Annotated in this window: 16 protein-coding genes; 3 read left to right on the forward strand and 13 right to left on the reverse strand. The window is 62.8% G+C overall.

The genetic code is table 11. The features are described 5' to 3' along the window. Positions 1-28 precede the first annotated feature (28 nt). From VRZ08_RS06375 to groES, 6 genes are all read right to left on the reverse strand, one after another. The gene (locus VRZ08_RS06375; protein ID WP_414532006.1) at positions 29-625 is read right to left on the reverse strand and encodes a Swt1 family HEPN domain-containing protein; all 597 of its coding nucleotides are present in this window, start codon (positions 623-625) and stop codon (positions 29-31) included. Then, positions 618-1088, reverse strand: a complete 471-nt coding sequence (locus tag VRZ08_RS06380) for a DUF5343 domain-containing protein (RefSeq protein ID WP_414532181.1) — start codon at positions 1086-1088, stop codon at positions 618-620. The genes VRZ08_RS06375 and VRZ08_RS06380 overlap by 8 nt, the downstream gene beginning before the upstream one ends. Then, the gene (locus VRZ08_RS06385) at positions 995-1342 is read right to left on the reverse strand and encodes a DUF5343 domain-containing protein (RefSeq protein WP_414532007.1); all 348 of its coding nucleotides are present in this window, start codon (positions 1340-1342) and stop codon (positions 995-997) included. The genes VRZ08_RS06380 and VRZ08_RS06385 overlap by 94 nt, the downstream gene beginning before the upstream one ends. A 240-nt stretch (positions 1343-1582) precedes the next feature. Then, the gene (locus VRZ08_RS06390; protein ID WP_414532008.1) at positions 1583-2272 is read right to left on the reverse strand and encodes a UPF0149 family protein; all 690 of its coding nucleotides are present in this window, start codon (positions 2270-2272) and stop codon (positions 1583-1585) included. 335 nt (positions 2273-2607) lie between these two features. Beyond that, the gene (groL, locus tag VRZ08_RS06395) at positions 2608-4248 is read right to left on the reverse strand and encodes a chaperonin GroEL (RefSeq protein ID WP_107344129.1); all 1641 of its coding nucleotides are present in this window, start codon (positions 4246-4248) and stop codon (positions 2608-2610) included. 152 nt (positions 4249-4400) lie between these two features. Continuing rightward, positions 4401-4715, reverse strand: coding sequence for a co-chaperone GroES (gene groES, locus VRZ08_RS06400; RefSeq protein WP_013503045.1), 315 nt, complete (start codon positions 4713-4715; stop codon positions 4401-4403). Between the two features lie 443 nt (positions 4716-5158). On the opposite strand from groES, the gene VRZ08_RS06405 reads away from it, so the two are divergent. Then, positions 5159-5443 (forward strand): usg protein, encoded by a 285-nt coding sequence (locus tag VRZ08_RS06405; protein WP_264055468.1) that lies wholly within the window; start codon positions 5159-5161, stop codon positions 5441-5443. A gap of 5 nt (positions 5444-5448) precedes the next feature. Here the strand turns inward: VRZ08_RS06405 and VRZ08_RS06410 are convergent, their stop codons facing one another. Together VRZ08_RS06410 and VRZ08_RS06415 are read right to left on the reverse strand one after the other, a co-directional pair. After that, positions 5449-7134, reverse strand: coding sequence for a hypothetical protein (locus VRZ08_RS06410; RefSeq protein WP_414532009.1), 1686 nt, complete (start codon positions 7132-7134; stop codon positions 5449-5451). A 225-nt stretch (positions 7135-7359) separates the two neighbouring features. Beyond that, on the reverse strand, positions 7360-8610 hold the full coding sequence (locus VRZ08_RS06415) for a NupC/NupG family nucleoside CNT transporter (protein WP_414532010.1): 1251 nt from the start codon (positions 8608-8610) through the stop codon (positions 7360-7362). A gap of 180 nt (positions 8611-8790) precedes the next feature. Here VRZ08_RS06415 and VRZ08_RS06420 point away from each other — a divergent pair, with 180 nt between their 5' ends. After that, positions 8791-9891, forward strand: a complete 1101-nt coding sequence (locus VRZ08_RS06420) for a RuBisCO large subunit C-terminal-like domain-containing protein (protein WP_414532011.1) — start codon at positions 8791-8793, stop codon at positions 9889-9891. Further along, the gene (locus tag VRZ08_RS06425; RefSeq protein WP_414532012.1) at positions 9881-10378 is read left to right on the forward strand and encodes a cupin domain-containing protein; all 498 of its coding nucleotides are present in this window, start codon (positions 9881-9883) and stop codon (positions 10376-10378) included. The genes VRZ08_RS06420 and VRZ08_RS06425 overlap by 11 nt, the downstream gene beginning before the upstream one ends. Before the next feature lie 6 nt (positions 10379-10384). Here VRZ08_RS06425 and VRZ08_RS06430 read toward each other — a convergent pair whose 3' ends face one another. From VRZ08_RS06430 to VRZ08_RS06450, 5 genes are all read right to left on the reverse strand, one after another. After that, on the reverse strand, positions 10385-10804 hold the full coding sequence (locus VRZ08_RS06430; protein ID WP_414532013.1) for a protease inhibitor I42 family protein: 420 nt from the start codon (positions 10802-10804) through the stop codon (positions 10385-10387). Between the two features lie 23 nt (positions 10805-10827). After that, positions 10828-11580, reverse strand: coding sequence for an SDR family oxidoreductase (locus tag VRZ08_RS06435; protein ID WP_414532014.1), 753 nt, complete (start codon positions 11578-11580; stop codon positions 10828-10830). A 79-nt stretch (positions 11581-11659) separates the two neighbouring features. Then, positions 11660-12820 carry a GNAT family N-acetyltransferase gene (locus VRZ08_RS06440; RefSeq protein ID WP_414532015.1) on the reverse strand — a complete coding sequence of 387 codons (1161 nt, stop codon included), beginning with the start codon at positions 12818-12820 and terminating at the stop codon, positions 11660-11662. A 253-nt stretch (positions 12821-13073) separates the two neighbouring features. After that, entirely contained in the window at positions 13074-13583 is a 510-nt protein-coding gene (locus VRZ08_RS06445) for a GNAT family N-acetyltransferase (protein ID WP_414532016.1), read from the reverse strand. An 18-nt stretch (positions 13584-13601) separates the two neighbouring features. Next, positions 13602-14348 carry a peptidase gene (locus VRZ08_RS06450; RefSeq protein ID WP_107357482.1) on the reverse strand — a complete coding sequence of 249 codons (747 nt, stop codon included), beginning with the start codon at positions 14346-14348 and terminating at the stop codon, positions 13602-13604. Between the last annotated feature and the right edge of the window lie 79 nt (positions 14349-14427).

The following is a 14427-nucleotide window of genomic DNA, read 5'->3' on the forward strand; positions in this document are numbered from 1 at the left end:
CTCTCTGCTGCATCAGCGGTTGGCTGGCTTATTCCATCAGCCGAAACCAATCACGAACCGTTAGCTGAAGTCGCAGAACTTCATCTTCGGCAAGTGATGTGCAGTGAGCTATCGGAGCCCTGAGCATGTTTAGATTCGCCATGACCTTTTCGACTGCTTTCCTGCTGTCGAACAAGCCGCCAAATACATCCCAATTAGATGTAATAATGACGGACAGCTCACCGAAGGTTGTGTAATCAAGATGATCAAGCGATCGTCTTGTAATTCCGGCGTCCATTTCTTTCTGAATTCGATTGGCAACTTCTGTCTTGATGCCCTGAGATACACGCGTTGATTGCCACCAATCTTCGCTCTTCTCGGCCGCTTCTAGTGTGTCAGCTACTAAAGCCCGTATCGTCTTTTCTAAGCAGTAGAAGGTTTCATAATGGCCACTCATTGAGGCGGCTTCGTTGCGAACGGCCGCGCTAAATTGAGGATAGTAAATTGCTTCCACACTTTCCTTTGCTTTCGCCACATGACCAATATCAATTGAATAACGTGCGCCGATCGATTGAATTTCTTCGGTTACGATCTGGTTGGTCATTCCGAAGGCTTTGATTGTGTCCAAAATTTCCTTCTTATTCATCGCTAAGCAAGTGCTCCTTCAAGCTTTTGAAAATGGCGTTGAACACTGCTTGATCCGTTGTCGCGGGTAGATTTAGATTAATCGTGTACGATAAATTCAAACCCAATCTTTGACCGGACTCTTTGCCGTCGAAGTCGATGTTTGACGACGGCTTATACGAAACAGGGGCTGTCTTTTCTGGGCCTTCATCTTCCGAAGCGCCACTGAAGTCTGCAAATCCTTTTAATGTCTTTAGCGTGGAGAATACGAGTTTGGCGACTGAGTTGTCGTGATGGAGGCCTGTTACTTGTAAAATCAGGTTCAATAGGTCTTGCTCTGGGAGGTCATAAAAGTATTCATTCACCTGCTGAAGTGGCGAGTAGCCGATCTTTATTGCATCAGCGACCGCCGTTCCCCCGGTAGAGGGATTTCTGAAGCGTCGGTATATGTCTGTCGGAGATCCGTCGGCTGCAACGAATCCGATTTTTTTAAGAAGGGAATTATCGCTGCGCCCGTCCCTCCCTTGATTTGAAGTTTGGTCGTTATGAAATCGCCCGTGACCCTCTCAGGGGTAGCGGCGGCTCGAATCTTCTCAAGTGCGGTTTTAGCCGAGCCTGGCGATGCAAGATAAGGAAGTGGTACTGCCACAGCGCTCTCCACAATCAATGATGGTGGAAAGTTTAAATATTGCAGAATGGTTGTGTAAAGAGGGGAGAGGGCCGCCAGTCGAATGCACACAAAAATAGCTTGGCCGTTTCACTGATGTCTTGGAAATCGCCGCTTTGCCGTTTCGACTTATAATAAGAACCCGGCGTTCCGCCGGGGTTATGCCTTCGTAGCTCGCGTGCAAGGGAGAGAGTGACTGGACCTTAGTTCATGCCGCCCGTAACCGCTTGCCCCAGAGCATCGCGTCCGGGACGGTTCTCGGCAGTCGGACGACCATTACTTCAACGGGACAGGCAATGTGGTGACCGCCGCTCAGGTCATCCCGCAGCAGCGTTTGTACTTCTTGCCCGAGCCGCAGGGGCAGGGGTCGTTGCGGCCGACTTTGCGTGCCGCTGAGGGCGGTCCCCATTCGATCTCGCGCGGCGCCGGGTCATGGGCGATGCGCCAGCGGTTCAGCGTCAGGATCCAGCCGGCGATCTGGTCGGAGTTCGGCGCGGTGATTGCGGGGCGATCGCTGGGCGGATTATCCGCTTCGGCGTTCGCCTCCGCGTCGGCAATCTCGATCAGATCGAGCAGCCCGTCGAACGCGGCCGTCGTCGCTTCGTCGGCATCGTCCAGGCGGCTCCACGCCTCGGGCCGCAGGTCGGTCGCTGCCGCGAATCCGTCGATCCAGACCTGCCACACCAATTCGCCGCTGTCTGGATCGACCGGCAGCAGCGGCTGGTAGCGCTCGGGGTGGTCCGACAGGGTTTTGGCGACGGAGTTGTAGTACTGCACGATCAGCGCGAACACCCGGTTGGCATGCGCCAGATTGGTGAACGGCGACGCCTCGTCATCGCCGGCATCGTAGACGACCGGCAGCCAGTCGCCGGGCTTGATCGGCTCGGGACACAGCAGCAGGCCGGCAACGAAGCCGTCGAGTTCCTCGACCAGCATGGCGTCGGGGCCGAGCGCCTCGAGCGCGTCGTCGAGCCTGTCGAGATAATTTGCTGATTTGGCCATGGATGGGTTCGCTCGGGCGGTGGTGAGAGTGAGCGCCCTCTGTAGCGCGGATTTCGCGATGGTGCGCGCTCTTGGAAGTAAATGCGCCAATCTTCGGGATCGTCATTCCCGGACGCGAGCGAAAGCTCGCAGGCCCGAAATCCATAACCAACGGAGTTCAAGCTGGATCAAGAACGCATCGACGGCTGTGCTTGACCGCTAGCATAGCGAGTATGGATTCCGGGCTCGCGCTTCGCGCGCCCCGGAATGACGAACGAGAGATTGGAATTTGATAGCCGAACAAAAAAGCCCGGCGTTTCCGCCGGGCTTCATTGTCTTTGCGAAGGTCGCTGGACTTAGAAGTCCATGCCGCCCATGCCGCCGCCCGGGGGCATCGCGGGGCCGCCGGCGTTCTTCTTCGGCAGTTCGGCGATCATCGCTTCGGTGGTGATCAGCAGCGCGGCCACCGAGGCGGCGTTCTGGATCGCGGTGCGGACCACCTTGGTCGGATCGATGATGCCCTTCTTGACCAAGTCGCCGTATTCGCCCGACTGCGAGTCGAAGCCGAACGCGTACTGCTCCTTCTCGAGCACCTTGCCGACGATCACCGAGCCGTCTTCGCCGGCATTGATGGCGATCTGACGGGCCGGGGCGGAGAGGGCGCGACGCACGATCTCGACGCCGGTCTTCTGGTCGTCGTTCTTGGTCTTGAGACCCTTGAGCTGCTCGGAGGCGCGGAGCAGAGCGACGCCGCCGCCCGGAACGATGCCTTCCTCGACCGCAGCGCGGGTGGCGTGCATCGCGTCATCAACACGATCCTTGCGCTCCTTCACCTCGACCTCGGTCGCGCCGCCGACGCGGATCACCGCGACGCCGCCGGCGAGCTTGGCCAGACGCTCCTGCAGCTTCTCGCGGTCGTAGTCCGAGGTGGTCTCCTCGATCTGCGCCTTGATCTGCGCGACGCGGGCTTCGATGTCGGCCTTCTTGCCGGCGCCGTTGACGATCGTGGTGTTCTCCTTGTCGATCATCACCTTCTTGGCGCGACCCAGCATCTGCAGGGTGACGTTCTCCATCTTGATGCCGAGGTCTTCCGAGATCGCCTGGCCGCCGGTCAGGATCGCGATGTCCTGCAGCATGGCCTTGCGGCGGTCACCGAAGCCCGGCGCCTTGACGGCCGCGACCTTGAGGCCGCCGCGCAGACGGTTGACGACGAGGGTGGCGAGGGCTTCGCCTTCGACGTCTTCCGCGACGATCACCAGCGGCTTGCCGGTCTGCACCACCGCTTCCAGCAGCGGCAACAGCTCGTTGAGGTTGGAGAGCTTCTTCTCGTTGATCAGGATGTAGGCGTCGTCGAATTCAACGCGCATCTTGTCGGCGTTGGTGACGAAGTAGGGCGAGATGTAGCCGCGGTCGAACTGCATGCCCTCGACGACGTCGAGTTCGGTCTCGAGCGACTTGGCTTCCTCGACGGTGATGACGCCCTCGTTGCCGACCTTCTTCATCGCGTCGGCGAGGAACTTGCCGATCTCCGAGTCGCCGTTGGCCGAGATGGTGCCGACCTGAGCGATCTCGTCGTTCGAGGTGACCTTCTTGGAGTTCTTGACGAGGTCGGCGACGACGGCTTCGACCGCGAGGTCGATACCGCGCTTCAGATCCATCGGGTTCATGCCGGCGGCAACCGCCTTGGCGCCTTCGCGGACGATCGCCTGGGCCAGCACGGTCGCGGTGGTGGTGCCGTCACCGGCGGCGTCGGCCGACTTCGAGGCGACTTCGCGCACCATCTGGGCGCCCATGTTCTCGAACTTGTCGTCGAGCTCGATGTCCTTGGCGACGGTGACGCCGTCCTTGGTGATGCGCGGCGCGCCGAACGATTTGTCGAGGACGACGTTGCGGCCCTTCGGACCCAGCGTGACCTTCACGGCGTTGGCGAGAATGTCCACGCCGCGCAGCATGCGGTCGCGGGCGTCGACGCCGAATTTGACTTCTTTAGCGGACATAAGAGGTTTCCCTTGGGTTGGATCGTTGTCTCCTCATCCTGAGGAGCGGACCGCAGGTCCGCATCTCGAAGGATGAGCGGTCTCAGCGTGTGGAGCTCACCCTTCGAGACGCGCCTTGCAGGCGCTCCTCAGGGTGAGGGACCTCCAGAGGCTCAGGCTGCCTTCTTCTTGGCGCCGGCGTCGGTGATGACGCCCATGATGTCGCTTTCCTTCATGATCAGCAGCTCTTTGCCGTCGATCTTGACCTCGGTGCCGCTCCACTTGCCGAACAGCACGCGGTCACCGACCTTGAGGTCGATCGGGATCAACTTGCCGGCTTCGTCGCGGCCACCCGGGCCGACGGCGACGACTTCGCCCTGCGAGGGCTTTTCCTTGGCCGTGTCAGGAATGATGATACCGCCGGCGGTCTTCTCTTCGGCGTCGATGCGCTTGACCACGACGCGGTCGTGAAGCGGACGGAAGTTCATGCAAGTCCTCCTAAGTTTCTGAACTTGTTTCAGAAATCGAAATATTGGCAGTCGCGGACATTGAGTGCCAGCGCGACACGGACGAGATAGTCGAGGGTTTTTCGGGAGACAAGGGCTGCGCGCGAAATTTTTAGCACTCGCGCGGAACATCTGCCAAACACCGTGAACGACGATGCGGCGACAATCAAGCCCCGACTATCCCGTGGCCCTTGATGTCCCTGTTAGCACTTGTATTAAGTCGCTGCTAAGGCTGCATTTTTCCGCATCTGCCGTCGATTTTTGACTTGAGATGCCCAGTCCAGATGCGTCACATTTTCAGGTGCGCGGGATGGGCAAGTGAAGACCGGAGCCCAGCACCGCGGGGACAGCAGACGGAAGGACGGCATTCCCAGGCAATCCCGGTCGCGAACTGTTGCGGAATGCTGGTTCGGGAAGGAGGATTTATGGTCGAACGAGGTGCAGTTTCTGAAGACTTCAGGAAGCAGGTGCTCGGCTACGGTCTGACGACGGCCGAGATTCTCTATCGCCGCCCCGACCGGCAGTGGCTGCTGCAGAGCTACACGTGGCAGGACTACGACCTGGCGCCCGATTTCCCCGCCCTGAACGACTTTCTCAGTTTCTGGAAGGCGAAGCTCGAGGGGCCGCTGTTCGCCGTCACCGTCGCGCATTCCAAGCTGATCAAGCCGGCCGAGCTGCGCGCCATCGACGGTGTCTTCAGATTGCACTGACTTCGTTATTGCCGGTCGGCGATCCCTTCGTCGGCCGGCAGCGGATAGGGCGACCATTGCCGCGCGCCGCGGTCGTAGCGGCAGAGCGGCACGTTGAGGTTTGTCGTGGTGATCCAGAGCTGCACGGCGTCGTTGTAGCCGATCGTCGGGTCATTGAGCCGCCAACCTGGAGGGGCCCAGCCAGAGTCGCCGTTCAGCGTCGGCAGCCGTAGCTTGGCGGAGATCCACATCGCATCCAATTGCTTGCCGTCGAACGCCGTGCCGCCATCGACCAGGAATGCGCCGCACTGCGACGGGGCGGCCGGTACAGCGGCGAGTTGGGCCAGCTCATCGCGACGTGCCAGCCCGGCAGGCTGAAGATTGATCTGTTCGATCAGGCACAGTGCCACGATGATGGCGGCGATCAGCTTGCGCTGGATTCCGCGGTCCGGTGACGCAGCGTCCAGCCAATACTGCAGCAGCACCATCAGGCCGGCCACCACCCAGAGATTGACCACTAACTGGATGCGATCGCCGGCACGGATCGCGACCGCTCCCGGCAACAGGTGATAGGGCAGCCAGAAGGCGCTGAACGTGCCGATCCGCAGCGTTGTAATCCAGGACAATCCCCACACCGCGACGCAACTGGTCGCGAACAGGAGTTGCCAAGGCAGCGGGCCGGCAGATGCCGTGCGGCGCAACCGCAACAACAGAAGGATGAGGGCCGCAGTCATCAGCGGCGTGACCGCCAATGCGCGTTCGTGCTGGGCATCGCCGATCAGTCGCTCGACGACGGGCCCCCAGACCATATTGCGAATGCCGACATTGATCAGGTCGGTCGGAAACGGCGCGAAGCTGACATAGTCGCGGAACGATCGGCCAGCCTGCTGTTGCAGGGCCGGCAAATAGATCGTCAGCACCGGTATCGCCCCGATCGCGAAGCCGGTGAGTGCTGCGCCGACGAGCATTACGCAGGAGCGAGGATGTTGTCGCAGCAGCGCGAGAGTCTCCGGACCGCGGAAGACCGCAACCGTGCCGAGCCCGAACAGCACCGTGAGCGCGAACAGCCATGCGACATAAAACGAGGTTGCGAACAGCAGCCCGTAGGCAGCGCCGAACCCAGCGGCGCGTAGCAACGACCATCCGGTCGGACGCGGAAACTCCTCGATCGTCCACAGCGCCAGCAGCACCAGGCAGGGGACGTAGTAGAGTGCGAAGAAGTTCGGATGCGCCTCAGCCGTCTTGAACATCAGATTGCTGGGAAAGGTGACGAGCACCGCCGCACAGATCGCCAGCGCTGGGCTGAGTCGCAGATAACGGCGACCGATTACCAGGGTCGAAGCCAAGCAGCACAGCGATAAGATGATGGCGAGCATCTGCGAGGCGAGAAACGGATCGAGCCCGAGTCCGCGTAGCGCCGAATAGGGCAGCGCATCGAGCAGAAACGCATCAGTGTAGCCGAGGACGTTCTTCTGCGGAAAGTAGAAGGCCGGTGACAGCAGCTCGGCTCGGCCCTGCAGCGATGCAAACAGATGTTCGTGCAAATATGCGATCAGCCGGCCGTCACCGCCGTTGCCGAACACCATGGCGAATGATGTCAGAAGACTGGAGCGGAAGGCGATGGCGGCGGCGACGAGCCATGCCACCAAGGCAGCGATCAGGGTCGGCAGAGTCAGCGGAGCCGCACGATCGCGCAGGGATGGGGACGACAAAACGATCTCCGGCTCGAATTATGTGATTTCGCTGGTCGGCGATCTTGGTCGAACAGTGTTCGTCGGAGTGTTTCCGGAAGACGGCACCGCAAGATTGATCACGGTCATTTCCGCACTCAACTAGCAGATGCGGATGACCGATTGCAATTCGAAGGGGCAGATATGGTGTTTCCGAGTATTACCGATTGTCTCCCGCGGGGCCGGGAGCACGGTCATGTTCGCAGATTACGTCAATAGCCCCACCACTGCACCCATCAGGCAAGTGGTCAGTGTGCCGGACACGATCGAGCGCAGGCCGAGGGCTGCGATCTCTTCGCGGCGCTCGGGGGCCATTGCGGTGAGGCCGCCCAGCATGATGCCAAGGCTGCCGAAATTGGCGAAGCCGCACATCGCGTACAGCATGATCAGCTTCGAGCGCGGGTCGAGCGCATCGGGCGGCAGCTTTGCCAGCTCGACATAAGCGATCAGCTCGTTGAGGACGGTCTTGATCCCCATCAGCGAACCGGCGGTGACAGCTTGATCCCATGGCAGGCCGAGCAGCCAGCACACCGGCGCCATCAGATAGCCGAGCAGCCGCTGCAGCGTGATCGCTTCACCGCCGACATGCGGCAGCTGGCCGAGCACGGCGTTGCCGAGATACACCAGCGCCACCAGCACGATCAGCATCGCGACGATGTTGAGCAGCAGCTCGAGGCCGGCCGCGGTCCCCTTGACGATTGCGTCCATGCTGCTGACCGCGATCTGGCCGGGGTCGGCGAGTTCGCCACCGGTGGCGCGCGCTTCGGTCTCCGGCACCATGATCAGGCTGACCAGAATCGCGGCCGGCGCGCCGAGCACCGAGGCGATGACAAAGTGTGCGGCGGCATCGGGCAGCACCGGCGCCAGCAGCGTGGCGTATAGCACCAGCACGGTGCCGGCGATGCCGGCCATGCCGCCGGTCATCACCAGAAACAGTTCGCTGCGGGTGAGCTGCGCCAGATAGGGGCGGATGAACAGCGGCGCTTCGACCATGCCGAGAAACACATTGGCGGCAGTCGATAGCCCGACCGCGCCGCCGACGCCGAGCGTGCGCTTGAGCAGCCAGGCCATGCCCCGCACCACCGGCGGGAGGATCCGCCAGTAGAACAACAGCGTGGTCAGCACGCTCATCACCAGCACCACCGGCAGCGCCTGAAACGCGAGGATGAAATCGGCTCCCGGCGCCTTGATGTCGAATGGTGCCGGCGCGCCGCCGAGATAGCCGAACGCGAACGAGGTGCCGGCCCGGCTCGCCGCGGAGATGACGCCGACTGCATCGTTGATCGCCCCGAACGCCCGAGCGGCGCCGGGCAGCTTGAGCATCGCCGCCGCGGTCAAAAGCGTGATGCCGAGCCCGATGGCGACTTGCCGCACCGACACGCGGTCGCGATTCTCGCCAAATGCCCACGCGAGCATCAGCAGCGCGAATACGCCGAATCCGGATTGCAGTTGAAGCATGTCGTCCCCCGAGCCGAAGCCGATGGGTAGGCCACGGCAGGGCGCGCTGGCAAGTCGACTAAAGCGCGGGCCGCTGGGCCGCGGCCGTCATCGCGGCTTCGTCGAGGGCGGCGACAGTGCGGCCGAACGGGTTGTGCTAGACAAGGCCGACACCTCGGACTTCCCGATATCGGATTGAACATGAGCGAGCGGATTATCGTCACCTATCAGGTCGCCTCGGCGCCGGGGGAGATCGCTGCCCGGGCCGAAGCGCTGGCGATCGAGCAGAGCGTCGAGTGTCCGCTGGCGGCGGTGACCGAGCAGCAGATCCGCGACGAGATCGTCGGCCGGGTCGAGGCGATCAGGCCGATCGGCGAGGCTCGCTTTTCGGTGCAGGTCCGCCTGGCGAGCGCGACCGCGCCGGCCGAGCCCGGACAGCTCATCAACATGCTGTTCGGCAACAGTTCGATCCAGCCCGACGTGACGCTGGCCGATGTCGAATTGCCGCCGGCCTATCCGGCTGCCTTCGGCGGGCCGAAGCTCGGCATCGCCGGTCTTCGCGCCAAGCTCGGCGCTCCGCGGCGGGCGCTGACCGCGTCGGCGCTGAAGCCGCAGGGACTCGCGCCGGAGGCGCTGGCGGGGCTGGCACACCGGCTGGCGCTCGGCGGTGTCGATCTGATCAAGGACGACCACGGCATCGCCGATCAGGCGTTCAGTCCGTTCTCGGCACGGGTGCCGGCGGTGGCTCGCGCGGTGCGCGAGGCCTGCAATTCTCGTGGCGCCGCGACGCTGTACGCGCCGCATGTCTCCGGTTCGCTCGACGACATGCGGCGGCAACTCGACATCGTCCGCCGCGAAGGCCTGTCCGCGGTGATGCTGATGCCGATGATCGTTGGGCTGGCCAACTTCCACCTGATCGCCAAAGAGGCGGATGGGCTGACCGTGCTGGCGCATCCGTCGCTGGCCGGTGCGCAGCGGATCGCGCCCGATCTGCTGCTCGGCAAACTGTTCAGGCTTCTGGGGGCGGATGCGACGATCTTCCCGCATCACGGCGGCCGGTTCGCCTACACGCCAGAGACCTGTAGCGCCCTGGCGGACGCGGCGCGACGCGACTGGTACGATCTGAAGCCGTGCCTGCCGGTGCCGGCCGGCGGTATCGCGATTGATCGCATCCACGAACTGCTGGCATTCTACGGCTCCGACGTGATGCTGCTGATCGGCGGCAGCCTGCTGGCGGCGGGCGAGCAACTGACCGAGCAGGCGGCGCGGTTCACCGCGGAGGTGGCAAGCCATGGCCAATGACGATTCAGCAGCACCGCATCCGACCGCGGGCGAGTCCCCCGGTGTCCGCGCGCAGACAGCCCCGGGCCGCTGGGATGGTGTCGCGGTGATGCCGTACAAGCAGACCGCCGAGGCGCCGTTCCAGGACGTCTCGCGGCAGCTTCTATTCTCGGATCCGAATCTCGCCTGCGAGTGGCGCTACTTCGAGGTCGACGAGGGCGGTTATTCGACGCTGGAGCGTCACGCCCATGTGCATGCGGTGATGATCCATCGCGGGCGCGGGCAGTGCCTGGTCGGCGACAAGATCAGCGATGTCGGGCAGGGAGATCTGGTATTCATCCCGCCGATGACCTGGCATCAGTTCCGCGCCAACCGCGGCGACTGCCTTGGCTTTCTCTGCGTCGTCAACGTCGCGCGTGACCGGCCGCAATTGCCGACGGCGGACGATGTTGCGGAGCTGCGTAAGAACGAGCGTATCGCCGACTTCATTCGCACCGGCGGCGAGTAGCTGCGGTCAGCGTGGCGCGATCTCGACCGTGACGGTGTGGCGCTGCGCCGGAGCCTGGTTCTCCCAGTCGCGCAAGTAATCGAACACCGCGGTGGCGGTGCCATCGTTGCGGGCGATGATGCGGAACGACCGGGTGCCGGGGACGCCGACCATCGGCTGGTGCACGACATCGCCGCCACCCTGGCGGTAACCGGCATCGGAAATCTCGATCAGGTCGAGATTGCGGCTCGCTTTGGTGTCGAGATGCCAGCGATAGCCGGTCGACGGATTCTCTTTCAGGCTGAAGGTGGCTTCGCCGCCGACCGCGAGACGCAGTGTCTCGGCGGTGTCGTCGGCCCGCGGCGGCGCGACGCCTGCAACCAGCCCAATGCCGGCCAGCATGCCGAGCAGTCCCAGTCGTCGGAAGGTCGTGAACGATGTCCGCATGTTAGCCCTCGGAAGGACGCGGATCAGCCGCGTCCGACGAATGGCATCTTGGTCGCCATCACCGTCATGAACAGGACGTTGGCGTCGAGCGGCAGGCCTGCCATGTAAGCCACCGCATCGCCGACCGCCTTCGCATCCATCCGCGGCTCGGCGATGGTGCGGCCGTCGGGCTGCAGCACGCCTTGCACCATGCGATCCGTCATCGGCGTGGCGGCATTGCCGATGTCGATCTGGCCGACCGCGATGTCGTAGGCGCGGCCGTCGAGATTGCTGGCCTTGGTCAGACCGCTGATCGCGTGCTTGGTGGCGGTGTAGGCGGCCGAGAACGGCCGCGGCGCGTGCGCCGAGATCGAGCCGTTGTTGATGATCCGGCCGCCGCGAGGGGTCTGATCCTTCATGATCCGGAACGCGTGCTGGGTGCACAGGAACGGCGCGGTGAGGTTGGTCGTCACCACCGCCTGCCACTGCTCCAGCGGCAGATCCTCGAACGGCACCGGCGGGGCGCCGATGCCGGCGTTGTTGAACAGCACGTCGAGACGGCCGTAGCGCTGCACGATGGTGTCGAACAGCGCGGCGATCGATGCCGGATCGGCCATGTCGGCGATAACCGGCAGGCTGTCACCGAATTCGGCGCCGAGCTTTTGGGTCTCCTGCAGCAGTTGCAGCCGGCGCCCGGCCAGCACCACGGTGAATCCGGCCTGCATCAGCGCCAGCGCCGCGGCACGGCCGACGCCGGTGCCTGCGCCGGTGACGAGGGCGATCTTGGTGGTGGGCATTGGCGTCTTCCCGATGTTGTTTCTTGTTGATGTCGCCGCGATCGTAGACGTTGTCTGCTCGGGCAACAAGCAAATCGGATTATCGATCGGCAGCAGCTTGGCTCGCCGGCCTTTTATCCAAGAATCGTTTGGCCCTCGACAGCCCGCTCTGCATCCGCCGTCGATAGGTCTGCAGCGCGTGCCAAGCGCGGTCCGATCGCAGCGCTGCCTCGCCGAGAAGAGTTCGTCCGGCGACAAACGACGCCAAGGTCACCTGCTGATTGGCAAAGCGATATTTGTAATCCTCGTCGCCACAGAGAAAGTCGATCGTCGTGGCGCCGTGGTCGATCGACCAACGGATGTAGTCGAACAGCAGGATATAGCCGGGGGAGCTGCGATCGAAGGCGGCGTCGTACGTCGTGACGTAAGCCATCATCGTATCGTGCTGCATCAGATTGATCGTCATGGCGACGATCACGCCGTCTCGCTCCAGCACGAACACCCGAAGCAGTCCTTTGTCGGCGAGCACTTGCGCAAGCGTCTCCAGCATCGGCGAGCCCTCATCGAACAGCGGCGCCACCAGACCGTTCCGCTCGCACCAGGCACGCTTCAGGTCGGCACAGCGCCGCACCGCAGGGCCAATCGGCTCCTCGGGCGACAGCAGGCGGAATTCGACTTTTGCACCTTCCGACAGGCTTTTCAGCGAGCGGCGATAGTTTCGACGCGCATTTCCGGACTGCGCATCGAACCACGCCTGGCTGCTGGCCCATGGGCCGACGACGCGGAGACTGGTGGCTTGCCGATAGTGCGGGCGCAGCGCGCGGCGATATCCAGATTTAGCGTTGGCGAGTGTCCTCACCGTTGCTGTTGGCAGGAGATGGCCGAGGTACGCAGCATCGAAACCGCCGTGCGCGTGGCTGTAGTCCCACATCCGTTCGAGCAGCGACGGATCGGCGGTCGGTTGCAGCAGCGCATCGCAGTAGTCGGAATAGTCCTTGGCGGCCCATTCGAGGACGCGGACGCCATGCTGGCGACAGATCGCAAGCGGCAGGACGGCCTCTAGAGTGTCGCCGCGCCACGCAAGGACGATAAACAGGTTCCGCCGTTCCCGATCGGGAAGCGCACCCCACCAGGCTGCGATCCAAGCGTGGCTCTGAAACACGACGGCGCCGGTGTGGTCCCACAGCGCCTCCCAGGCGGGGCCGATTTCCTGCAGACGTTCGCTTGTCTGCACGATTTCCAGCCGTTCGCCGTTGGTCATTCTCACGTCTCTCAAGGTATTGTCGCAACCCAGTATGCTTGTGATGTCGGCCGACAACCTATCATTGAGGGAAGTCGAATTGAAAATGATCGCCAATACGAATGAAAAGGAGAGTTAATCAGGCTGGAATGCCTTTTCTGACTGTTCCAAAGATGCATTCGCGAGCTGTACGGAACGACCGCTGTGCTCGGTCCCGATCGACCTGCATCCCCCTTCGACCGCGGTTGCTCCTTAGTATCAAGAAGATCGCGATTCATCCGAGTTTGGCTGGACGACCCATGTAGCGTGCGTCGGCGCCGTAGCTTGCGAGCTTTTGGGAGAGCTCTTTGCTGTCGATTGGTTCGAAGCCCAGTCGCTGCCAAAACCGAGCGGTACCGCCAACGGCGACCAGCGAGATGTTGTCCGCAGTCTCGACGGCATGCTGTTCCAGCGTTGAGAGAATGGTCGCGGCCGCGCCGCCGCCACGCGCTTCGGGGAGCAGCGCGATATCGTGCAGATAATAGGTCGAGGCCGGCTCGGGAATGCGGCCGAGTAACGCGTTGAGCGCCGGCGGCTGTTTGAAATGCCACGGGTGGCTGATCAGATAGCCGCCGGGGCCATCAGCCGTTTCGATCACGAAGCAGCCGCCCGGATGCAGCGCCAGCCGCTCGGCGAACACCGCGGCGTCTTCAGGATAGGCCGCATGCACCACCGCGGCGATCGCGTTGACGGCGGGCAGATCGGCGGGCGTCATGCGGCGCCAGGTCGCAGTCTTGACGGTCATCATTTCGCGGCCGATGCCTCACGCTTGGTCCTTGTAGGGCGGGCGCGGGATGTTTTTGTGGGCGGCGCGAAGGGCGGCGGACCAGCGCGAGCGGAGGTCGTGGAAGTAGGGCTCGCCGGCCTCGATGCGGTGGTTGAGATCGGCATCGCAGACATCTGTGCGCACCACCAGCACGTCGATCGGCAGCCCGACGCCGAGATTGGAGCGCATCGTCGAATCCATCGAGATCAGGCTGGTCTTCAGCGCCTCGTACAGCTCGACGTCGTAGGTGATGGCGCGGTCGAGCACCGGCTTGCCGTATTTGTGCTCGCCGATTTGCAAATACGGCGTGTCGATGGTGCATTCGATGAAATTGCCGGCCGGATAGATCATGAACAGGCGCATCCGCTCGCCCTTGATCTGGCCGCCGAACAGGAACGACACTTCGTAGTTGATGTCTTCCGCCTTCAGTGCCTGGGCCTCGGTGGCGTTGACGTGGCGGATCGCGCGCCCGATCAGCTGCGCCGCCTGAAACATGCTGGAGGCGCTGATCAGCGTCTCGCGCTCGCCGGTCTCGGTGTTCTCCAGGCCCTCGGTGAGGGTCGACAGCACCGACTGGCTGATCGACAGATTGCCGGCGCTCGCCACCGCCAGGATGCGGTCGCCCGGTTTGCTGAAGACGTGCAGCTTGCGGAAGGTCGAGATGTTGTCGAGTCCGGCATTGGTGCGGGTGTCGGCGACCATCACCAGGCCTTCACGCACCAGAACTCCACAGCAATAGGTCATCTCGTCCTCGAACACCGGTCTGAAGGAAAGCGCGGCAGCGCAGAAGGCGGCCGGCTGCGGGACACTAGCCCATCCGCGC

The sequence above is a fragment of the Rhodopseudomonas sp. G2_2311 genome (assembly GCF_047501505.1).
Classification (GTDB): Bacteria; Pseudomonadota; Alphaproteobacteria; order Rhizobiales; family Xanthobacteraceae; genus Rhodopseudomonas; species Rhodopseudomonas palustris_H.